Annotated in this window: 23 protein-coding genes; 17 read left to right on the top strand and 6 right to left on the bottom strand. The window is 72.8% G+C overall.

Annotation, left to right across the window (positions count from 1 at the left end; all coding sequences use genetic code 11):
* Position 1: 1 nt before the first annotated feature.
* The 12 genes from EKO23_RS10800 (at position 2) to EKO23_RS10745 (ending at position 11,494) form a co-directional block, all read left to right on the top strand.
* Complete coding sequence (locus EKO23_RS10800) at positions 2 to 1,372, top strand: replication-associated recombination protein A (RefSeq protein ID WP_246051016.1); 1,371 nt, start codon at positions 2 to 4, stop codon at positions 1,370 to 1,372.
* A gap of 11 nt (positions 1,373 to 1,383) precedes the next feature.
* Positions 1,384 to 1,872, top strand: a complete 489-nt coding sequence (locus EKO23_RS10795) for a hypothetical protein (protein ID WP_134717063.1) — start codon at positions 1,384 to 1,386, stop codon at positions 1,870 to 1,872.
* Positions 1,872 to 2,192 carry a DUF6167 family protein gene (locus EKO23_RS10790; protein ID WP_134717061.1) on the top strand — a complete coding sequence of 107 codons (321 nt, stop codon included), beginning with the start codon at positions 1,872 to 1,874 and terminating at the stop codon, positions 2,190 to 2,192. Before EKO23_RS10795 ends, EKO23_RS10790 begins: the two co-directional genes overlap by 1 nt.
* On the top strand, positions 2,192 to 4,906 hold the full coding sequence (gene alaS, locus EKO23_RS10785; RefSeq protein WP_134717059.1) for an alanine--tRNA ligase: 2,715 nt from the start codon (positions 2,192 to 2,194) through the stop codon (positions 4,904 to 4,906). Before EKO23_RS10790 ends, alaS begins: the two co-directional genes overlap by 1 nt.
* Positions 4,907 to 4,931: 25 nt before the next feature.
* On the top strand, positions 4,932 to 5,414 hold the full coding sequence (gene ruvX / locus EKO23_RS10780) for a Holliday junction resolvase RuvX (RefSeq protein WP_134717057.1): 483 nt from the start codon (positions 4,932 to 4,934) through the stop codon (positions 5,412 to 5,414).
* Positions 5,404 to 6,615: an endolytic transglycosylase MltG gene (mltG, locus tag EKO23_RS10775; RefSeq protein ID WP_134717055.1), complete on the top strand. Its 1,212-nt coding sequence runs from the start codon at positions 5,404 to 5,406 to the stop codon at positions 6,613 to 6,615. The genes ruvX and mltG overlap by 11 nt, the downstream gene beginning before the upstream one ends.
* A gap of 1 nt (position 6,616) precedes the next feature.
* Positions 6,617 to 7,447 (top strand): shikimate dehydrogenase, encoded by an 831-nt coding sequence (locus tag EKO23_RS10770; RefSeq protein WP_134717053.1) that lies wholly within the window; start codon positions 6,617 to 6,619, stop codon positions 7,445 to 7,447.
* Positions 7,448 to 7,467: 20 nt separating this feature from the next.
* A complete protein-coding gene (locus EKO23_RS10765; RefSeq protein ID WP_134717051.1) occupies positions 7,468 to 8,175 on the top strand; it encodes a prepilin peptidase in 708 nt (235 codons plus the stop codon).
* A 35-nt stretch (positions 8,176 to 8,210) separates the two neighbouring features.
* A complete protein-coding gene (gene aroC / locus EKO23_RS10760) occupies positions 8,211 to 9,389 on the top strand; it encodes a chorismate synthase (protein WP_134717050.1) in 1,179 nt (392 codons plus the stop codon).
* Between the two features lie 67 nt (positions 9,390 to 9,456).
* The gene (locus EKO23_RS10755; protein ID WP_134717048.1) at positions 9,457 to 9,960 is read left to right on the top strand and encodes a shikimate kinase; all 504 of its coding nucleotides are present in this window, start codon (positions 9,457 to 9,459) and stop codon (positions 9,958 to 9,960) included.
* On the top strand, positions 9,957 to 11,069 hold the full coding sequence (gene aroB, locus EKO23_RS10750) for a 3-dehydroquinate synthase (RefSeq protein WP_134717046.1): 1,113 nt from the start codon (positions 9,957 to 9,959) through the stop codon (positions 11,067 to 11,069). Before EKO23_RS10755 ends, aroB begins: the two co-directional genes overlap by 4 nt.
* Positions 11,066 to 11,494 carry a type II 3-dehydroquinate dehydratase gene (locus tag EKO23_RS10745; RefSeq protein ID WP_134717044.1) on the top strand — a complete coding sequence of 143 codons (429 nt, stop codon included), beginning with the start codon at positions 11,066 to 11,068 and terminating at the stop codon, positions 11,492 to 11,494. Before aroB ends, EKO23_RS10745 begins: the two co-directional genes overlap by 4 nt.
* 95 nt (positions 11,495 to 11,589) lie before the next feature.
* On the opposite strand, the gene EKO23_RS10740 is transcribed toward EKO23_RS10745, so the two are convergent.
* Together EKO23_RS10740 and EKO23_RS10735 are read right to left on the bottom strand one after the other, a co-directional pair.
* Positions 11,590 to 12,186, bottom strand: coding sequence for an RNA polymerase sigma factor (locus EKO23_RS10740; RefSeq protein ID WP_134717042.1), 597 nt, complete (start codon positions 12,184 to 12,186; stop codon positions 11,590 to 11,592).
* Positions 12,108 to 13,031, bottom strand: a complete 924-nt coding sequence (locus EKO23_RS10735) for a PT domain-containing protein (RefSeq protein ID WP_217702568.1) — start codon at positions 13,029 to 13,031, stop codon at positions 12,108 to 12,110. The genes EKO23_RS10740 and EKO23_RS10735 overlap by 79 nt, the downstream gene beginning before the upstream one ends.
* 266 nt (positions 13,032 to 13,297) lie before the next feature.
* On the opposite strand from EKO23_RS10735, the gene efp reads away from it, so the two are divergent.
* Together efp and nusB are read left to right on the top strand one after the other, a co-directional pair.
* Positions 13,298 to 13,861: an elongation factor P gene (efp, locus tag EKO23_RS10730; protein WP_134717040.1), complete on the top strand. Its 564-nt coding sequence runs from the start codon at positions 13,298 to 13,300 to the stop codon at positions 13,859 to 13,861.
* A gap of 42 nt (positions 13,862 to 13,903) precedes the next feature.
* A complete protein-coding gene (gene nusB, locus EKO23_RS10725; protein ID WP_134717038.1) occupies positions 13,904 to 14,308 on the top strand; it encodes a transcription antitermination factor NusB in 405 nt (134 codons plus the stop codon).
* 20 nt (positions 14,309 to 14,328) lie between these two features.
* Here the strand turns inward: nusB and EKO23_RS10720 are convergent, their stop codons facing one another.
* From EKO23_RS10720 to EKO23_RS10705, 4 genes are all read right to left on the bottom strand, one after another.
* Positions 14,329 to 14,709: a VOC family protein gene (locus EKO23_RS10720; RefSeq protein WP_134717036.1), complete on the bottom strand. Its 381-nt coding sequence runs from the start codon at positions 14,707 to 14,709 to the stop codon at positions 14,329 to 14,331.
* Positions 14,710 to 14,756: 47 nt separating this feature from the next.
* The gene (locus tag EKO23_RS10715; protein ID WP_134717034.1) at positions 14,757 to 15,851 is read right to left on the bottom strand and encodes a PP2C family protein-serine/threonine phosphatase; all 1,095 of its coding nucleotides are present in this window, start codon (positions 15,849 to 15,851) and stop codon (positions 14,757 to 14,759) included.
* 78 nt (positions 15,852 to 15,929) lie between these two features.
* Entirely contained in the window at positions 15,930 to 16,640 is a 711-nt protein-coding gene (locus EKO23_RS10710; RefSeq protein WP_134717032.1) for a sulfotransferase-like domain-containing protein, read from the bottom strand.
* Complete coding sequence (locus EKO23_RS10705) at positions 16,637 to 17,593, bottom strand: aminotransferase class IV (RefSeq protein WP_134717030.1); 957 nt, start codon at positions 17,591 to 17,593, stop codon at positions 16,637 to 16,639. The genes EKO23_RS10710 and EKO23_RS10705 overlap by 4 nt, the downstream gene beginning before the upstream one ends.
* Before the next feature lie 98 nt (positions 17,594 to 17,691).
* On the opposite strand from EKO23_RS10705, the gene EKO23_RS10700 reads away from it, so the two are divergent.
* The 3 genes from EKO23_RS10700 to EKO23_RS10690 all read left to right on the top strand — a co-directional run bounded on the left by EKO23_RS10700 (position 17,692) and on the right by EKO23_RS10690 (position 20,981).
* A complete protein-coding gene (locus EKO23_RS10700; RefSeq protein ID WP_134717028.1) occupies positions 17,692 to 18,522 on the top strand; it encodes a DUF1206 domain-containing protein in 831 nt (276 codons plus the stop codon).
* A gap of 45 nt (positions 18,523 to 18,567) precedes the next feature.
* Positions 18,568 to 19,929: a dihydrolipoyl dehydrogenase family protein gene (locus EKO23_RS10695; protein WP_134717026.1), complete on the top strand. Its 1,362-nt coding sequence runs from the start codon at positions 18,568 to 18,570 to the stop codon at positions 19,927 to 19,929.
* An 80-nt stretch (positions 19,930 to 20,009) separates the two neighbouring features.
* The gene (locus EKO23_RS10690) at positions 20,010 to 20,981 is read left to right on the top strand and encodes a TolB family protein (RefSeq protein ID WP_134717024.1); all 972 of its coding nucleotides are present in this window, start codon (positions 20,010 to 20,012) and stop codon (positions 20,979 to 20,981) included.
* Positions 20,982 to 20,987: the final 6 nt, after the last annotated feature.

Raw genomic sequence — 20,987 nt, 5'->3', positions numbered from 1 at the left:
GGTGACCGACGAAGGACTCTTCGAGGCACCCGCCTCAGCGCGACCCCCCGGTGGAGGCTCCGGGGGGTCGTTGCACGCCCACACGCATGCGTCTGCGCCGCTGGCGGTCCGCATGCGCCCGCGCACCCTCGACGAGCTGGTCGGGCAGGCCCAGCTGCGCGCGGCGGGTTCCCCGCTGCGCCAGCTGGTCGAGGGCGACCAGTCGATGTCGCTGCTCCTGTGGGGGCCGCCGGGCACCGGCAAGACCACGATCGCCTCGATCCTGTCCCTCCAGACCGACCGCCGGTTCGTCGAGGTGTCCGCGGTGGTGGCCGGGGTGAAGGACGTGCGCGCGGCCATCGACGCCGCCCGGGCCGCGCTGGTGCACGACGGCACCGAGACCGTCCTGTTCGTCGACGAGGTGCACCGTTTCACCAAGGCCCAGCAAGACGCGCTCCTGCCGGGAGTGGAGAACCGGTGGGTCACGTTGGTCGCGGCGACCACCGAGAACCCGTTCTTCTCGGTCATCTCGCCGCTGCTGTCCCGGTCGCTGCTGCTCCGCCTGGAGAACCTCACCGACGACGACGTACGGGAGGTGATGTCCCGGGCGCTGGCCGACGACCGCGGGCTCGGCGGCGCGTTCACGCTGGCCGACGACGCGTTCGACCACCTGGTCCGCCTGGCCGGCGGCGACGCACGACGGTCCCTGACCTACCTCGAGGCCGCCGCCGGCGCCGCCCAGAGCAAGGGCACCACCGGGATCGACCTGGCCACCGCCGAGACCGCCGTGGACCGGGCCGCGGTGCGCTACGACCGTCAGGGCGACCAGCACTACGACGTCACCTCGGCGTTCATCAAGTCCGTGCGCGGCTCCGACGCCGATGCGGCGCTGCACTACCTGGCCCGGATGATGGAGGCGGGGGAGGACCCGCGGTTCATCGCCCGGCGGCTGGTGATCCTCGCCAGCGAAGACATCGGGCTGGCCGATCCCACCGCGATGACCACCGCTGTCGCGGCGGCCCAGGCTGTGCAGCTGATCGGCATGCCCGAGGCCCGGCTCAACCTGGCCCAGGCCACGATCGCGCTCGCCGTCGCGCCCAAGTCCAACGCGGTGATCAAGGCGATCGACGCCGCGAGCGCCGACGTACGCGCGGGCAAGGTCGGGCCGGTGCCTGCGCACCTGCGCGACGCCCACTACGCCGGGGCGAAGAAGGTCGGCCACGGCGCCAGCTACACCTACTCCCACGACGAGCCCTACGGCATCGCGGAGCAGCAGTACGCCCCCGACGTCGTCGCCGACGCGCGCTACTACCAGCCCACCAACCTCGGCGCCGAGTCCGCGATCCGCGAGCGCTGGGAACGGGTCCGCAAGCTGATCAGGGGTGCGCGATAGGGTCGGGCACTGTGACCGGTCCGGAGCTGCTCGTGCCCGTGGTGACGGCTGCCGCCGTCGTGCTCACGGTGCTCTGCCTGGCGCTTGTGCTGCTGGTCCGCCGCGAGCGGGCCCGCACCGCCGCCGCGCTGGCCGAGGCCCGCGCCGAGGCCGCCGAGCTGCGGTCCCGGCTGGACGCCCTCGCCGTCCGGGTCGACCGGCCCGCCCGGGAGCCCGAGGAGTACGTCATCACCCGTGTCGGCGAGGCCGCCGACGAGCCTCCGCCGGTGCCGGAGCGGATCGACGGACGGCTGTTCGCCGACATCGTGCTGCGCGAGTCCCTGGTCAAGGCGGCGAGCCTGGGCCACGGCGTACGCCGCGCGCTGGCGCCCGAGACCCGCCACCGGATCCGTTTCGAGATGCGGCGCGAGGTGAAGCGCTCGCGCAAGCAGCGCCGTGCTGAGCTCAAGGAGCTGCGGCGCACCCTCCACGCCCGGCAGCGGGAGCAGGAGGTCGCCTGATGGCGCGGACCCTGTGGTTCGCGGCCGGCGCGGGTGCGGCCGTCTATGCCATGAACCGGGCACGCAAGGTGCGCGAGGCGCTCACCGCCGACGGCCTGCGCGACCGGGTCAGCGGCCTGGCGCTCGGCGCGCGGTTGTTCCGCGAGGAGGTCGCGCAGGGCCGCGCCGAGAAGGAAACCGAGTTGCGGGAGCGGCTGGGCCTGGTGCCTAGTGGTGGTTTCGAGACGGGTTTCGAGACGCTCGCTGGCGCTCGCTCACCGACCACCGGGGAGCTGGCCGCTTCCGGGGCACGCGATGACGAGAAGGAAGGCAGCACCTGATGGACACCGCCGAGATCCGGCGCCGCTTCGTCGGCCACTTCGAGGCAGCCGGCCACACGGCCGTGCCCTCGGCGTCGCTGCTGCTCGACGACCCGAACCTGCTGTTCGTCAACGCCGGCATGGTGCCGTTCAAGCCGTACTTCCTCGGCCAGGAAGCCCCGCCGTACCCCCGCGCCACCAGCGTCCAGAAGTGCGTGCGCACGCCCGACATCGAGGACGTCGGCAAGACCACCCGGCACGGCACCTTCTTCGAGATGTGCGGCAACTTCTCCTTCGGCGACTACTTCAAGGAAGGCGCGATCGAGCTCGCCTGGGACCTGGTCACCAAGTCCGTCGCGGACGGTGGCTTCGGGCTCGAGGAGAGCCGGCTCTGGCCGTCGGTGCTCGCCGGTGACGACGAGGCGCTGCAGCTCTGGATGAAGGTCACCGGCCTTCCGTCCGAGCGGATCGTGAAGCTCGGTCCCAGGGAGAACTACTGGTCGATGGGCGTGCCCGGCCCCGGCGGTCCGTGCTCGGAGATCCTCTACGACCGCGGGCCCGACTTCGGCCCCGACGGCGAGTTCGCGACCACCACGCGCACCTCGATGCCCGAGAAGCTCGAGGACCGCTACCTCGAGATCTGGAACCTCGTCTTCATGCAGGACGAGCTCAGCGCGGTGCGGTCCAAGGAGGACTTCGACATCGTCGGGCCGCTGCCGAAGAAGAACATCGACACCGGCATGGGCCTCGAGCGGGTCGCCTACCTCCTCCAGGGCAGGCAGAACATGTACGAGATCGACGTCATGTTCCCGGTGATCGAGCGGGCCGAGGAGCTCACCGGACGCCGGTACGGCGCGGGCGGCGACCAGGGCCACGTCGACGACGTCCGGTTCCGTGTGGTCGCCGACCACGTCCGCTCCTCGATGATGCTGATCAGCGACGGCGTCACCCCCGGCAACGAGGCCCGCGGCTACGTCCTGCGGCGGTTGCTGCGCCGCGCGGTCCGCTCGATGCGGCTGCTCGGCTACGAGGACCCGGCACTCCCGGAGCTGTTTCCGGTGAGCCGCGACAAGATGGCGGAGACCTACACCGACCTGCACCGCGACTGGGAGCGCATCTCCAGCGTCGCGTACGCCGAGGAGCACGCGTTCCGGCAGACCCTGCGGGCCGGAACCCAGATCTTCGACCTGGCCACCGCGGAGGTGAAGAAGGCGGGTGGCTCCCAGCTGTCCGGTGACCGCGCGTTCGCGCTCCACGACACCTACGGCTTCCCGATCGACCTGACCCTGGAGATGGCGGCCGAGCAGGGGCTCGAGGTGGACGAGGTCGGGTTCCGCCGGCTCATGACCGAGCAGCGCGAGCGGGCCAAGGCCGACGCGAAGGCCAAGAAGGGGCAGCACCGCGACGCCTCGGCGTACCGCGCGGTGGCGGATCGCCTCGGCCGAGCGGTCGAGTTCACGGGCTACGGCGAGGTGGTCTCCGAGGGTGCGGTGCGCGGCATCGTCACCCCGGACGGGGTGGTGGAGTCCGCGCACGAGGGCGACGAGGTGGAGCTGGTCCTGGACCGCACCCCGTTCTACGCCGAGGGCGGCGGCCAGCTCGCCGACCAGGGCGTGATCGAGCTCGAGAACGGTGCCCGGATCGAGGTCAGCGACGTGCAGTCGCCGATCACCGGCCTGATCGTCCACAAGGCCCGCGTGCTCTCCGGTGAGGTCCTTCTCGGCGCCGGCGCGCACGCGCTGGTCGACACCGACCGCCGGCTCTCGATCTCCCGCTCGCACACCGCGACGCACATGGTGCACAAGGCGTTCCGCGAGGCGCTCGGCGAGACCGCGACCCAGGCCGGCTCCGAGAACTCGCCCGGCCGGTTCCGGTTCGACTTCTCCGCGACCGGGGCGGTGCCGACGTCGGTGATGGCCGACGTCGAGGCCCGGGTCAACGACGTCGTGCTCGCGGACCTGTCCGTGCAGGCCGAGGTGATGACCCAGGCCGAGGCGGTGGCCTCGGGTGCGATGGCCCTCTTCGGCGAGAAGTACGGCGACCAGGTGCGCGTGGTCTCGGTCGGCGACTGGGCACGCGAGCTGTGCGGCGGCACCCACGCGGGCCGCTCCGGCCAGCTCGGCGTGATCAAGCTGCTCGGCGAGTCCTCCATCGGCTCCGGCGTACGCCGGGTCGAGGCGCTGGTGGGCGGCGACGCCTACCGCTTCCTGGCCCGCGAGCACGTGCTCGTCGCCCAGCTCTCCGAGGCACTCAAGGTGCGCCCCGACGAGCTGCCGGAGCGGGTCAACGACATCGTGGAGCGCCTGCGCGCTGCCGAGAAGGAGATCGAGAAGGTCCGGGTGGCGCAGCTGCTCGCGGCCGGCGGCGAGCTGGCGGCCGGGGCGAAGGACGTGGCCGGCGTGAAGCTCGTGGCGCACCGTGCCGACGGCGCCGGCGGCGGCGACGTCCGCACGCTCGCGCTCGACGTCCGCGGCCGGCTGCCCGCCGGCCAGCCCGGTGCGGTCATGGTCATCGGCGCCAGCGACGGCAAGGTCGCGGCGGTGGCGGCGGTCAACGACGAGGCGCGCGAGCGCGGGGTCAGCGCGAACGCGCTGATCCGTGCGGTCGGGCCGCTGATCGGCGGCAAGGGCGGCGGCAAGGACGACGTGGCGCAGGGCGGCGGCAACGACCCCTCACGGATCGACGAGGCCCTGGCGCTGGTCGAGACCGAGGTGGCCCGGGCGGTCACCACGTGAAGGCCCCCCGGGCCCGGGTGACCGGATGAGAACGGGCGTGCGCCTGGGCATCGACCCCGGCGACGCCCGCATCGGCGTCGCGCGCAGCGATCCGTCCGGGCTGCTCGCCACCCCGGTCGAGACCGTGCCGCGCGGCGCGGGCGACCTGGCCCGGATCGCCGCGATAGCGGACGAGGAGGGTGCCGTCGAGGTGGTCGTCGGGCTGCCCCGGTCGCTGTCCGGCGGGGAGGGCCCGGCGGCCGTGAAGGTCCGGGCGTTCGCGGCCGAGCTGGCGGCCCGACTTGATCCGCTGCCCGTGAGGCTGTGTGATGAACGCTTGACCACCGTCACCGCGGAGGGAATGCTGCGCGATCGGGGGCGGAGGGGTGCCAAGCGGCGCGCGGTGGTCGACCAGGCCGCCGCGGTCGTGATCCTGCAGCAGGCGCTCGACACCGAGCGGGCGCGGGGGAGCGCGCCAGGCGAGCTGGTGGAAGTCCCCGACGACGAAGGAACGCCCGATGACGTATGAGCCGGCCCATGAGACGGCACCGGCCCGTCCCGACGTGTCCGGGGACACCCACGAGGACACCGGGCTCGACGTGCTCGGGCCGCGCTCGCACCGCGGCCACCGGCGGGCCAGGAAGCGTCGCGGCCGGGGCATCACCGGCTGCCTGACCACGCTGCTGGTGCTCGGGCTGATCGTCGCCGGTCTCTACGTCGGACTCACCAAGGGCGTGGGCTTCGTCCGCGACCAGTTCGCAGACCCCGAGGACTACCCCGGTCCCGGCTCCGGCTCGGTGACCGTCGAGGTGCAGCCTGGCGACACCGCCACCGACATCGGGCGCACCCTCGCCGAGGCCGACGTGGTCGCCTCCGTCGAGGCGTTCACCGACGCTGCCAACGGCCGGGCGGACGAGGCAGCGACGATCCAGGCTGGCTACTACGAGATGCGCAAGCAGATGTCCTCGGACGACGCGCTCGACGTGCTGGTCGACCCGAACAACCTGATCCAGGCCACGGTGACCATCCCCGAGGGCCTTCGGGTCACCGACATCGTCGACGTCCTCGCCGAGAAGACCGACTTCAGCAAGAAGCAGTGGCAGAACGCGTTGAAGAAGACCGACCAGCTCGGCCTCCCGAAGTACGCCGAGGGCGACCCGGAGGGCTACCTCTTCCCCGCGACGTACACCGTGAAGCCGGGGGACAAGCCGATCGACGTGCTCCGGGCGATGGTCGACCGGTGGCGGCAGGCCGCCGACGAGGCCGACCTCGAGGGCTCGGCGAAGAAGCTCGGCTACACGCCCGCGGAGCTGATGACGATCGCGTCGCTGGTGGAGTCCGAGGCCCGGGGCGACGACATGCCCAAGGTCGCCCGCGTGATCTACAACCGGCTCGAGACCGACGGGCCGCCGACCTACGGCAAGCTCGAGATCGACGCGACGGTGAACTACGCGCTCGGCCGCAACCTCGGGGTCGCGCTCAGCCAGGAGGACCTCGCGGTCGACTCGCCGTACAACACGCGGAAGTACGCCGGTCTCCCGCCCGGCCCGATCGAGGCGCCCGGCGACGACGCGATCGCCGCCGCGGCCAACCCGGCCGAGGGCCCGTGGTTCTTCTACGTGACGGTCGACCTCAAGACCGGCGAGACCAAGTTCACCGACGACTACGACGAGTTCCTCCAGTACAAGGCCGAGCTCCAGGAGTACTGCGAGACCTCGGACGCCTGCTGACATGGGCAACCCGTGGTGCGCGGTCCTCGGCGACCCCATCGGCCACTCGCTGTCGCCGGTGCTGCACCGGGCCGCCTACCGCGAGCTCGGTCTCGACTGGACGTACGACGCGTACCGGGTCGACGAGGCCGGCCTCCCGGCGTACCTCGACAGCCTGGACGCGGACTGCCGCGGGCTGTCGCTGACGATGCCGCTCAAGCGGGCGGTGGTGCCCCTCGCCGACGACGTGTCGGACCTGGTCCGCACCGCGGGTGCCGCAAACACCCTGGTCCTGCACGACGGACGGAGGACCGCCGAGAACACCGATGTCCCTGGCGCCGCCAACGCGATCCGAGAGACGTACGACGGGCGACTCCGGCAGGCCACCATCTGGGGCGGCGGCGCCACCGCCGCGGCGCTGCTGCTGGCGCTGGCCGGCCTCGGCTGCCGCCGGTTCTCCCTCCAGGTGCGCGACCCGCAGCGGGCGCGGGAGACCCTGGCCGCCGCGGAGCGGCACGGCGACGCGCTCGGCCACCCGCTGGAGGTGGACGTGGTCTCCCTCGGCAGCCCGGTCACCGGCGACGTGCTGGTCTCCACGATCCCGGCCGACGCGCAGTCGCCCGGGATCGTGGCGGCCGCCTCCGCCGCCGACGTCGCCGTGGTCTTCGAGGTGCTCTACCACCCGTGGCCCACGCCGCTGGCCGCCGCGGCGCTCGGGTCCTCGACCCGGCTGGTGACCGGCCTCGACCTGCTCGTGCACCAGGCCGCCCTGCAGTGCGAGCTGTTCACCGGGCGGCCGGCGCCGCTGACGGCGATGCGCCGTGCCGGTGAGTCCGCCCTCGCGGCGCGCTGAGGAGCACTACTCTCCACCGCATGGACTGGACGGGGCACCTCGACACCGCCCTCCTCTGCGCGGTCGTCGGTGCGGTCGCCGGATGGTTCGTCCCGACGCTCGTCGGGAGGCTGCCCGAGCCCGCCGAGCCGGACGAGGACAAGGTGGCGTACGCCGCACTGGCCGCGGCTCCGGGTGCGGCGTGGACGTGCGCCGCCTGGTCGGCCGCGACCGCCGCGCTCGTGGGGCTGGGCACCGGGTGGACCTGGGCGCTGCTCTACCTGCTCTACCTGGTGCCGATCGGGGTCGCGCTGGCCTGGGTCGACTACCGGACCCGGCTGCTGCCGACCCGCATCATCGCGCCGTCGTACCTCGTCCTGGTCGTGCTGCTCCCGGTGTGCGCGCTGCTCGACCAGGACCTCGACGCCCTGCTGCGGGCGTTGCTCGGCTGGCTGGCGGCGGGCCTGGTGTTCTGGTTCCTGTGGCGGTTCACGCCGGGCATGGGGTACGGCGACGTCCGGCTCTCCGGGGTGCTCGGCCTGGCGCTCGGGTACCTCGGGTGGGCCGAGCTGGTCATCGGGATCTATGCCGGGTTCATCGTCGGCGTGGTCGGCTGGCTGCCGCTGCGGCTGCTGCGGATCACCGAGGACCGGCACTTCCCGTTCGGCCCGTTCATGCTGGTCGGCGCCGTCGTCGGCGTGGTGTGGGGGCCGGAGATCGCGGCCGGTCTCGGGTACGGGTCGGGCTGACGTTCGGCTGGTACGGGCGTGAAAGACTCTGCACCATGCTGCGCTGGCTCACTGCGGGCGAGTCCCACGGACCGTCCCTCGTCGCGATCCTCGAGGGTCTGCCCGCCCATGTCCGCGTGACCTCCGACGACATCGTCGAGTCCCTCGCCCGGCGCCGCCTCGGCTACGGCCGTGGTGCCCGGATGAAGTTCGAGCAGGACCAGGTCACGATCACCGGCGGTGTCCGCCACGGGGAGACCCTCGGCGGTCCGGTCGCGATCGAGGTCGGCAACACGGAGTGGCCGAAGTGGGAGAAGGTGATGTCGGCCGACCCGGTCGACCGCGCCGAGCTCGATGCGCTGGCCCGCAACGCGCCGCTCACCCGGCCCCGGCCGGGCCACGCGGACCTGGTCGGCATGCAGAAGTACGCCTTCGACGAGGCCCGGCCGATCCTCGAGCGTGCCTCGGCCCGCGAGACCGCCGCACGGGTGGCGCTCGGTCGGGTCGCCGCCAACTTCCTCGAGCAGGCGGTCGGTGCCCGCGTCGTCTCGCACGTGGTCGAGCTCGGCGGCGTGCCTGCGCCGTACGGCTCGGTCCCGGCGCCCGAGGACGTCTCGCGCCTCGACGCGGACCCGGTGCGCTGCCTGGACCCCGACGCGTCCAAGCAGATGGTCGCGGCGATCGACCAGGCGCACAAGGACGGCGACACGCTGGGCGGCGTCGTCGAGGTGGTCGTGCACGGCCTGCCGCCGGGCCTCGGCTCGCACGTGCACTGGGACCGCCGGCTCGACGCCCGGCTGGCCGGCGCGCTCATGGGCATCCAGGCGATCAAGGGCGTCGAGGTGGGCGACGGGTTCGCGCTGGCCGCCGACCCCGGCTCGAAGGCGCACGACGAGATCGTGCCGACCGAGGACGGCGTCCGCCGCACGTCGGGTCGCTCCGGCGGCACCGAGGGCGGGATGACCACCGGCGCGCTGCTCCGGGTGCGCGCGGCGATGAAGCCGATCGCGACGGTCCCGCGGGCGCTGCGCACGGTCGACGTCGCCACCGGCGAGGCCGCGGTCGCCCACCACCAGCGCTCCGACGTGTGCGCGGTCCCGGCGGCCGGCATCGTGGCCGAGGCGATGGTGGCGCTGGTGGTCGCCGACGCCGTCCTCGAGAAGTTCGGCGGCGACTCCGTGGCCGAGACCGCCCGCAACTGCGCGTCGTACCTCGCGACGCTCCACACGACATGATCACCCCGCGACGTTCCCCGGCTCCCCCGCTACGCTCCTCCGACGGACAACGCCGCGGGGGCCCCGAATGAATCCCCGCATCGTGCTGGTCGGACCGATGGGCGCCGGCAAGACCACCGTGGCCGGGCTGCTCGGCGAGGCCCTCGGCCTGGCCGTCCGCGACACCGACCGCGACGTGGAGGCGGCCGAGGGCCGCTCGATCGCCGACATCTTCGTGGACTCCGGCGAGGCGCACTTCCGCGCCCTCGAGCGGGATGCGGTGGCCGCCGCACTGGCCGGTCACGACGGCGTGCTCGCGCTGGGCGGCGGAGCGGTGCTCGACGATGACACCCGGGCCGCGCTCGCGGGCCGGCCGGTGGTGTTCCTCCGGGTCGGCCTCTCCGACGCCGTGAAGCGGGTCGGCCTCGGCTCCGCCCGGCCGCTGCTGCTCGGCAACGTCCGGGGCCGGATCAAGGCCCTTCTGGACGAGCGGACCCCGGTCTACGAGGCGGTGGCGCGGTGGACGGTGGACACCGACGGCCGGACCCCCGAGGACGTCGCTGCCGAGGTGGCGAAGGTGGTGGAGGCGTGACGACCGGAGCCTCCCCGGACACCGTGATCCCGGTCCGCGGCGCGTCGCCGTACGACGTGGTGGTGGGGCGCGGCCTGGCCGGCCGGCTGCCCGGGGCCCTGGGCGAGGGTGTCGAGCGGGTCGCGCTGCTGTTCGCCGAGGAGCTCGCGGCGCTGGCCCAGCCCGTGGTGGACCTGCTGGTCGGGCACTACGACGTGCTCGCGCTGGGGCTGCCCTCCGGCGAGTCGGCGAAGACCGCCGCGGTCGCCCACGACTGCTGGGAGGCGCTGGGGGAGCGCGGCTTCACCCGCTCCGACGCGGTGGTGACCTTCGGCGGGGGCGCGACCACCGACCTCGGCGGCTTCGTCGCCGCCACCTGGCTGCGCGGGGTGCGCGTCGTGCACGTGCCGACCACGCTGCTCGCGATGGTCGACGCCGCGGTGGGCGGCAAGACCGGCATCAACACCGGCGCCGGCAAGAACCTCGTCGGCTCCTTCCACGAGCCGGTCGGGGTGCTGTGCGACCTCGACCTGCTGGCCACCCTGCCGCCCGCGGAGCTCCGTGCCGGGCTCGGCGAGGTCGTGAAGTGCGGCTTCATCGCCGACCCGGAGATCCTGGCGCTGGTCGAGGGCGACCCGGCGGCGGCGCAGGACCCGGCCTCGCCGGTGCTGAGGGAGCTGGTCGAGCGTGCGGTGCGGGTCAAGGTCGACGTCGTGGTCGGCGACCTCCGCGAGACCGGCGGCCGCGACGGGCACCCGGGCCGGGAGGTGCTCAACTACGGGCACACGCTGGCGCACGCGGTGGAGCGGACCAGTGAGTACGCCGTGCGGCACGGCGAGGCGGTGGCGATCGGCTGCGTCTTCGTGGCCGAGCTGGCCCGCCGCTCCGGCCTGCTGTCCGACGACGTCGCCGACCGGCACGCCGCGGTGCTCGGGCTGGTCGGGCTGCCGACCACGTGGGACGGCGCGCCGTTCGACGAGCTGCTCGCGACCATGCGGGTGGACAAGAAGGCCCGCGGCTCGCAGCTGCGGTTCGTGGTGCTCAGCGGGCTGGCCGAGCCCCGGATCCTGGCCGGGCCGGACGAGGACCTGCTGCGATCGGCGTACGACGTGGTGAGGGGTGTGCGATGAAGGTGCTGGTACTGAACGGTCCGAACCTCGGCCGGCTGGGTCGCCGGCAGCCGGAGATCTACGGCCGGACCACCCACGCCGAGCTGGCCGACCTGTGCGTCGGTTGGGGCCGGGACCTCGGCCTCGAGGTGGAGGTGCGGCAGACCAACCACGAGGGCGTGCTGCTCGACTGGCTCAACGGGGCCGCCGACGACGGCAGCGCGGTGGTGCTCAACGCCGCCGCCTGGACGCACTACTCGTGGGCGATCTACGACGCCTGCGCGCAGCTGACCGCACCGCTGGTCGAGGTGCACATCTCCGACCCGACCCAGCGCCCCGAGGAGTTCCGGCACACCTCCGTGGTGACCCCGCACGCCGTCGCCGTCGTCGCCGGCAAGGGGATCGACGGGTACCGCGAGGCGCTGGAGCTCGTCGCCGCCCGCTGAGCTCACCGCGATGACCGGGCATGTCGCACGGTGTGGCTGGACCGCCCCCTTGGGCTCCAGGAACTCGACCAGAACGTGCGAAACGCCGGGACGGGTCAGGCGGGGGAGGCGGACTGGCTGCCCATCAGCGACTCGATTGCGGGGGCGCTGGCCTGCTGCGGCACGGGGACACGACGCAGCCTGGTCAGGCCGCGGTGCCGGGCGACCCGGACCGCGGTGGGGCTGATCCCGAGCGCCGTGGCGGTGGCGGTGACGTCGAGGCCCACCACCTCGGTGAGCGCGAGGACCTCGCCCTCGCGGCGGGGGAGGCGGGCGAGGGTACGGCGCACCCAGTCGGCCCCGTCGATCTCGCCGGCATGGGTCTCGAGCGTGCCCCAGAGCGGGTCCGCCTCGACCGGGTGCGGGTCGGTGGCCCGGCGACGGGCGCGACGGCGGGTGTTGCTGGCGAGGTTGCGGGCGATGCCGAACAGCCACCCGGCGAACTCGTCGGTGCCGCCGGAGAAATGGGCGACCCGCTGGGCCGCGACCAGCCAGGTCTCGGCGACCAGGTCCTCGGCGGAGACGGCGCAGTCGCCGCTGGGGCGGGTGCGGAGCCAGACCAGCAGCCGGCCGGTCAGGGACTCGTAGAGCTGACGCCAGGCGTCAGCGTCTCCGACGCGGGCACGTTCGACGAGGTCGACCTCGGCTGCCAACCGTTCACACCCCTTGCTCCGTGATGCGGCCCCCGCCGGGAGACAGTCTCACGCACGAACTGGCTCCACGTCGATGACCTGTCCAGCGTGTCGCCGGCGCGGGGTACCGCGGCCCACCACTGCAGGGTCTGCTCGCCCTCGTCCTGGTCGTCGGGGAACGGCCGGTCGGGCCCGGGAGCGGGGGTCGGCTCCTCGATCGCGGGCCCGGGCATCCGGCCGGCGTCCCCGGGGCCCTCGGACGGCTCGTCGCCCGGGGCGTCCCCGGGCGGCTGGTCGGTGGGCGGGTCGGTGGGCCGGTCGGACGGAGGACCGGTGGGGTGGTCGGTGGGGTGGTCGGTGGGCTGGCCGGTGGGGTGGCCGGTGGGGTGGCCGGTGGCGGGTTCGGCACCGCTGCGGGCCCCGTTCGACGGGGCCGACCCGGGCTCCTGCCCGGACCGGTCGCCGCGGGACCCGCCGCCGGCGGCCTCGGGGGCCGCCGGGTCGTGGTCGAGCGCCCGCTCGCCGCGACTGGCCGGGCTGTCGTCGTGGGAGGCGGACCCGTCGGTGCCGTCCCGGTCGACGAGGCGGACGGTGGCGGTGGCCGGGGCCGGCCGCTCCGCCGGGGGCGTCGCCGGCCGCGAGGGGGACGGGTCGGGAGCCACGACCTGGGCGGCGACGAACGCCCCGCCGGTGGCGATGGCGGCGACGCTGGCCGCGGCCAGCAGCATGCGCGGCGCGGACGCCGTACGCCGGCGCTCCCGCTCGGTGGCCGCACCTGCGACGGCGGCCAGACGTGCCATGAACGCCTCGTCGGACGCCACGCGCGGCGGTGCCACGCGCAGGTCCGGGTCGCGTTCGGGTGTCACGGCTCTCTCTCGTCTCGTCGTCGACCGAAGGATGCTCCGACGGGACCGCGGGGGTCGGTTCCCGCCGGAGCATCCGCTTCGGGTCGGGAGGATCGCCGCGGGGGAACAACAACCCTCCTGCCAAGCCTCATGTCACGACCCGGCCCGGGCGTTACACGGTCACCGAAACTTTCCGTCACCCGTCGATGCGGCGCCGTACCCCGCCCGGCACTAGACTCGGCCGCCGACCACGAACGACACCCACGACGAAGAGGCACGCGCGCACGATGGCTACCACCAACGACCTGAAGAACGGCATGGTTCTCAACCTCGACGGCCAGCTCTGGCAGGTCATCTGGTTCCAGCACCACAAGCCCGGCAAGGGCGGCGCGGTCGTGCGGACCAAGCTGAAGAACGTCGAGTCGGGCAAGACGGTGGACAAGACCTTCAACGCCGACGTGAAGGTCGACGTGGCGAACGTCGACAAGCGCACGATGCAGTACCTCTACAACGACGGCACGTCCTACGTCTTCATGGACACCGGCACCTACGACCAGATCGAGGTCGGGCCGGAGATCGTCGGCGACGCGAAGAACTTCATGCTGGAGAACCAGGAGGCGATCGTCGCCACCAACGACGGCCGCGTCCTCTACATCGAGCTCCCGGCGTCGGTCGAGCTCGAGATCACCTACACCGAGCCCGGCCTGCAAGGGGACCGCTCGACCGGCGGCACCAAGCCGGCCACGCTCGAGACCGGCCACACGATCAACGTGCCGCTGTTCATCACGACCGGTGAGCGGGTCAAGGTCGACACCCGCGACTCGTCGTACCTCGGCCGCGTCTCCTCCTGACGCCCCGCCGACCCGATCCGACCCCGGAGACAGCACACGACGATGGCCGCACGAACCAAGGCACGCAAGCGTGCGCTCGACCTGCTCTACGCCAGCGAGCTGCGGGGCGAGGACCCCGGGCAGGCGCTGGACCGGGCCATCGCCGAGGGCGAGGCGCCGACCAACGACTACACCGTGACCCTGGTGCGCGGCGTCGTCGCCGAGCGTGACGGCATCGACGAGCTGCTCGCGGGCGCCTCGGAGGGGTGGACGCTGGCGCGGATGCCGGCGGTCGACCGCAACGTCCTGCGGCTCGGCGTCTTCGAGATGCTGTACGTCGACGACGTGCCCGACGCGGTCGCGGTCTCGGAGGCGGTCGGCCTGGTCCGGGAGCTGTCCACCGACGAGTCGCCGGCGTTCGTCAACGGCGTGCTCGGCACCATCCTGCGCAACCGCCCGACCGCCTGAGGTCGCGCCCGCGGCGTCGGTCAGGACTGCCGGCTGTGGTCGGGGAGCTCCTGGAGCGCCCAGCGGTTGCCGTCGGGGTCCTCGAAGTAGACGAACCGGCCCCACGCCTGCTCGTCCACGCCCCGGCATTCGACGCCGCGGCCCTGGAGGTCGGCGAGCGCCGCATCGGCGTCCGCGACCACGGCCTGGACGAACTGGGACGAGCCCTCGGCCATCATCTGCAGCCCGGTGCCGAAGCAGATCGAGCAGGCGGAGCCCGGTGGGGTGACCTGGACGAAGCGGAGCTCCGAGGAGATGGTCTGGTCGTGGTCGACGTTCCAGCCGACCGTCTCGCCGTAGAACGCCTTGGCGCGGTCGACGTCGGTGACCGCCAGCGGCACGAGCTCGATCCTGAAGTCCATGACTGCATCCTCTCGGTGGGGTGTCCCCAGCGTAGGAAGCGTTGCGGTCAGATCCTGACCTCAATGACCTCGGGCCGGGGTGTGGCCGGCCGGCTGCCGACGTTCTGGAGCAGCACCAGCGCGAGGTCGTCCTCGAGCCGCCCGCGCGGGACGTGCCCGGCCACGTCCTCGAGGAGCTGGTCCAGCGCGCCGTCGAGCGTGCCCGCGTCCCGCAGGTGCGGCACCAGGGAGGTCAGCGCCATGAACCGTCCGGCCGCGTCCCGGGCCTCGCTCAGGCCGTCGGTGTACATCAGCATCCGGTCGCCGGGTCCCCAGTGGACGGTGGTCGAGGCGTACTCCGCCGGTCCGAGGCCGAGACCCAGCGGCGGCCCGGCCGGCAGCTCGACCAGCGTGCTGCCGCCTCCGGCCCGGACCAGCTGCGGCGGCGGGTGGCCGGCATCGAGCAGGGTCAGCTCGCCGGGACCGCTCACCTCCACCAGCAGGGCGGTGACGAACTCCTCGTCCCCGAAGAAGCCCGCGAGGTAGTCGTCCATCTCGTGCGCCACCTCGACCAGCGTCTCGCGCAGCGCGGCCGACTGGCGGAACGCCCGGATCACGCGGGCCGCCTGCTCGACACCGGCGATGCCCTTGCCCCGGACGTCGCCGATGAGCAGCCGGGTGTGTGCCTCGGAGTGGTAGCAGTCGTAGAGGTCCCCGCCGACCAGGGCGCCGTGCGCGGCGGAGCGGTAGCGGGAGGCGATCAGCACCTCGCCCGCCCGGTGCGGCAGGACCGGCAGGATCGCGCGCTGGGCGGCCTCGGCGATCGCCTCCACCTGCTCGAGGCGGTGCTCCCGGTGCACCCGGACCGCGGCGATGGTCACCGCGGCGGCGCTGACCAGCAGGACGTTGAGGACGCGGACGTTGTGCTGGGCTTCCCCGAAGGTGTCGTTCCACGAGCCCGACGCGACCGCCGCGGCGACAGCCAGGACCCCCACCGCTGCGGTCCCCGCCGGGGGCACCACCGCACAGGCGATCAGCGGGGCCAGCCCGTACATCGGGGTCAGGATCACCTTCTCGCCCGTCAGCGCGTCGATGCCCACGAGCAGCCCGAGCACCAGCACCGCCAGCACGGCACCGACCTCGGACGCGCGATCCCTCGTCATCACCGTCTCCCGTCTGGCAACCCGCACCCCCTGGGGAGAACCGTAGAACGAGGGCGCCGTCGGGCGCACCGATTCCGGTCATAGTCGCAGCCGCCGCTCGTGCAACGCGTCGTACGCCGGCCGGCAGGTCTCGGCGACCGCCGTGTCGTGCGGAGAGAGGTCGATCTCGCGGGGGCGCCACGGCTGGAAGCCGGTCGACTGCTGCACCGCGGCGTACCAGTACGGCGCCCACACGCCGTCGCTGTCGCGCGGCCCGGCCGGCCAGTGCAGCATCCGGTCGGTGAAGTCGATGTCGAGCCACCCGCACAGCCAGCGCAGGTGGGCCTCCGGGTCGTGCAGGAAGTCGCCGGCGTCGATGACCGGGGTGCCTTCGGGGAAGGCGTCCATCAGCCGCTCCTGCTGGAGCAGCCCGATGTCCTGGGGCTCGCACGACTCGCGGGATCGCACGTAGGAGGCGACCACCTCGGCCGGGTCCCGGATCAGCAGCACGTTGCGGAACCCGGTCACCCAGCCGAGGTCCATGTCGTCCGCGAGGTGGTGGGTCATGTGCTTGGCGTAGTGCACGGGGGAGCCCGTGGGCGCCTGCAGCGCCGCCACCACCGCCTCCGCGTCCGTCGGCTGGGAGGCGACCACCGCGTCGCGCCCGGGGTGGTCGAGACCGGTCCGGACGAGGTACGCCGCGTAGAACGGCTCGTCCACCACCGTGCAGTCCGGGCGGTTCTCCCAGGCCCGCATCATCGCCGTGGAGATGTTGCGCGGACCCGACCACATCGCCACGCGGACGGTCATGACCGGCTCCCTCCGGTGATGCCCGAGGCAGGGCTCCGCCCCGCGACGTCCGCCCGCACGTGCTCGGCGTACAGGCCCTGGAGCCGCTCCACCACCGGCCCCCGGTGACCGGTGCCGATGGTGCGCCCGTCCACCGCCCGGACCGGCACCACGCCGGCGAAGGTCCCGGTCACGAACGCCTCCGAGGCGCTGTAGACGTCGGTCAGACTGAACGTCGTCTCCCGGGCCGGGATGTCGCTGGCCCGGCACACCTCCAGCACGTTGCCGCGGGTGATCCCGCCGAGGCAGAACCGCCCGTCGGAGGTCCAGACCTCTCCGTCACGGGTGACGATGAAGAAGTGGGTGCTGTTGCAGGTCGCCACGAACCCGTGCGGGTCCAGCATCAGCGCCTCGTCCGCGCCGGCCGTGTAGGCCTGGATGCATGCGGTGATGTCGTTGAGCTTGCTGTGCGCGTTGAGCTTCGGGTCCAGGGTGTCCGGGGTGGCGCGGCGCACGTGCGTCGTGAACAGCGTGATGCCCTCGGTGACCGTGGCCGGCATCGGCTCCTTGTGCTCGGCGATGATCACCACTGTCGCGGGACCCACGGTGACCCGGGGGTCCTGGTACGGCGTGGACTTCACGCCCCGCGTGACCATCAGCCGCACGTGCACGCCGTCGGACATCCGGTTGGCCGACAGCGTGTCGTAGATCGCCGTGGTCAGCGCGTCCCGGGACATGCCGAGGTCCATCATGATCGCCCGGGCGCCCTCCTCGAGCCGGTCGAGGTGCTTCTCGAGGAACGCCGGATGACCGCCGCTGACCCGCAGCCCCTCCCAGACGCCGTCACCGAGCACGAAGCCGGAGTCGAAGACCGAGACCACCGCGCGGTCACGGGGGTGCAGCTCGCCGTTGACCCACACCAGCACCTCGGCGTTGCGGGGGTCGTCGGCGTGGTCGTGGGTTCCGTGGGCCATACCGGCAGCCTAGGGTGCCGGGCGGATTTCCCGGGGTGCTGGAATCCGCCGGAGTGGGTACGACGTCCGGTGGATTCCACGGGAGAGGGGAGGACGCGATGACCACGAACGGCATCACCGACAAGGTGCACGACATCGGCCGCCGGGCGGACGACAGCGAGTGGTTCGACAAGGCGGTGCGTTTCGGACTGGTCGTCTACGGACTGGTCTACCTGGTACTGGCCTGGCTGGCGTTCCAGCTCGCGCTCGGGGACTACGAGGGGAAGGTCACCAGCAAGGGAGCCGTGGCCCAGCTCGCGGAGCAGCCGGGAGGCAGCATCCTCATCGTGCTCGTCGCCGTCGGGATGTTCGTGCTCGTGCTGTGGCGGCTCTTCGACGTCTTCTTCGGCCACTGGGGCGAGGAGGGCGGCGAGCTCTGGCGGCATCGCGCCATGGACCTCGTCAAGGCCATCATCTACGGCGCCATCGGCTGGAGCGCGCTCAGCATCGCCTTGGGCAGTGGCGGTGGCGGTGGCAGTGGCACGAAGGGCGTCACGGCGAAGATCCTCGCGCTGCCCGGGGGACCCTTCTGGGTCGGCCTCATCGGGGTGGCGGTCATCGGGTACGGCGGCTCGCAGATCTACATGGCCTGGAACGAGAAGCACCAGAAGAAGCTGGCAACCGAGGGCAAGAGCGGCGAGGCGGGCAAGGCCTACCTGCTGTTCGGGAAGGTCGGCTACATCGCCAAGGGGATCGCGATCGGCCTGGTCGGCGTGCTGTTCGTCTACGCGGCGTTCACCCAGGACCCGGGCAAGTCCGGCAGCACCGACAAGGCGCTGCACAAGGTGCTCCAGCAGCCGTTCGGGCCCTACCTCCTGATGGCGCTGGCGGCCGGCATCGCCTGCTACGGCCTCTTCCAGTTCGCCCGCGCCCGGCACCTGTCGACGTAGCGCAGCGCCGGGGCCGGTCTTGACCGGACTGACAGGGTGGGGGCCATGACGACGCACGAGGTCGACGTGGTGGTGCTCGGGCTCGGTCCGGGAGGTGAGCACGCGGCGATCAAGCTCGGCCGGGCCGGGCTGGACGTCGTCGCGGTCGACGAGCGGCTGGTCGGCGGAGAGTGCCCGTACTTCGGGTGCGTGCCGTCCAAGATGATGATCGCCGCGGCCCGCGAGCTCGACGCCGCCCGGCGGGTCCCCGAGTTCGGCGGCACCGCGGAGGTGCACCCCGACTGGGGGCCGGTCGCCGCACGGATCCGCGACGAGGCGACCGACGACTGGGACGACACCGCGGCGGTCAAGCGGCTCGAGGACGCCGGCGCCACCTTCGTCCGCGGCCACGGGGTGCTCACCGGACCCGGGCGGGTCGAGGTCGACGGCACGACGTACGCCGCGCGGCGCGGGGTGGTGCTCAACACCGGCACCTCGCCGGCGGTGCCGCCGGTCGACGGCCTCGCGGACACGCCGTACTGGACGAACCGGGACGCGGTCCGGCTCACCGAGCTGCCCGCCTCGCTGGCGGTGCTCGGCGGCGGTCCGATCGGCGCGGAGCTCGCGCAGGTGTTCAGCCGCTTCGGGGTCCGGGTGACCGTGGTCGAGGCGGCCGACCGGCTGCTGCCGAACGACGAGCCGGAGGCGGGGGAGAAGCTCGAGGCCGCGTTCGCCGCGGAGGGCATCCAGGTGCTGACCGGGGCGGCGGTCTCCCAGGTGGCCTACGCCGACGGCGCGTTCACCCTGGCCGTCGGCGACGGCGAGGTGACCGCCGACAAGCTGCTGGTCGCCACCGGCCGGCGGACCCACGTCGAGGGCATCGGCCTCGGGGTGGTGGGTGCGACGGTCGAGCGGGGAGTGGTCGCGACCGACGAGCGGATGCGCGCCGGGGAGAGGCTGTGGGCGGTCGGCGACATCACCGGCAAGGGCGCCTTCACGCACGTGTCGATGTACCAGGCGGCCGTGGCGGTCCGGGACGTGCTCGGCCAGGACGGCCCGTGGGCCGACTACCGGTCGGTGTCCCGGGTCACCTTCACCGAGCCCGAGGTCGCCTCCGCCGGCATGTCCGAGGCGCGGGCTCACGACGAGCTCCCGAACGTGGCCGTCGCCACCGGTGACCTCGGGTCGCGGGGCTGGATCGCGAAGGCCGACGGACTGGTCAAGGTGGTGGCCGACGCCGACCGGAAGATCCTGGTCGGTGCCACCGTGGTCGGGCCGACCGGCGGCGAGGTGATCGGGCTGCTCGGCCTGGCCATCAAGCAGGAGGTGCCGGTGACCGAGCTCCTCGAGCTGCACTACGCGTACCCGACCTACTACCGGGCGGTCGAGGCGGCGCTCAAGGGCCTGCTGGACGACCTCGGGGCCTAGTCAGTACTTCTACCGACTTGCGTTGTCTGGGTCAGGGACCGCTCCCTACTGTCGACCCATCCCGACGAAGGAGGGCGGCGGTGATCCTGCGCGCACTCGCTGGCGCGGTAGTGGCCGCGCTGGTGGCGGCACCGCTGACGGTCGTGGCGCCGGCCGACGCCACCTGGTCCGGATCGAACGGGTACATCGTGTTCGTCGGGTCGAGCCCCAAGGGCCGGGACCTGTTCCGCATCCATGCCGACGGGACCGGTCGGCAGCGCCTCACCCGTCTCGGGCATGTCAGTGACCCCCGCTACAACCGTGCAGGCAGCCGGATCGCCTTCACCTACGGCGGTGTGTTGTCTCGGGACGTCTGGGTGATGCGGGCCAACGGCTCCGACCCGACACCGGTGATCACCGGCGGTGCGAACGAGAGCCAGCCCTCGTGGTCGCCCGACGGGCGCCGGATCGCCTACACGAGCGACGAGTCCGGCAAGCGGCAGATACACGTGCTCGACCTGGTCGCCGGAACGAGCACGCAGATCACCTCCGCCAGTGCGACGCTGGACTCCGCCTGGTCACCGGCATGGTCGCCGAACGGGCGGCGGATCGCGTTCGTCGGGCGCGTCCCCACGGGGCAGGACCCCGACGAGGTCGACCTCTATCACTCGCACTGGAACCTCCTCATGACGGTCGAGCCGGACGGCGCCAACCCAACGGCGATCACTGATTCCTACTGGGTGGCCCGGCCGGATTGGGTCCCCAGCGGCCGTCGGATCCTCTTCTCCTTCGCGGAGGAGAGCTACCGCAACGAGTGCTACGTGCACGCGCGCTCAATCGCGGCCAACGGGTCGGAGTCCGCTCCGACCCGCCTGGCGACGACGGGCTGCTTCGAGTACGACCCCGTGCGATCGCCGGACAACCGACGCATGGCCCTCTGGAGCACGGGTCGCGACTACTTCAGTTCCCACCCTCGGATTGGCCTGTACGTCGCCCGTGCCAGCGGAGCGGGGCAGCGTCGGATCGCGCCTGACGCCCGCAGGAACCTGGGGATCGACTGGCAGGCCCGTTGACCAGTC

Source organism: Nocardioides guangzhouensis (genome assembly GCF_004519545.1).
Classification (GTDB): Bacteria; Actinomycetota; Actinomycetes; order Propionibacteriales; family Nocardioidaceae; genus Nocardioides; species Nocardioides guangzhouensis.
The sequence above is the reverse complement of the archived record's forward strand: the minus strand, read 5'-3'. Positions and strand labels throughout refer to the sequence as shown.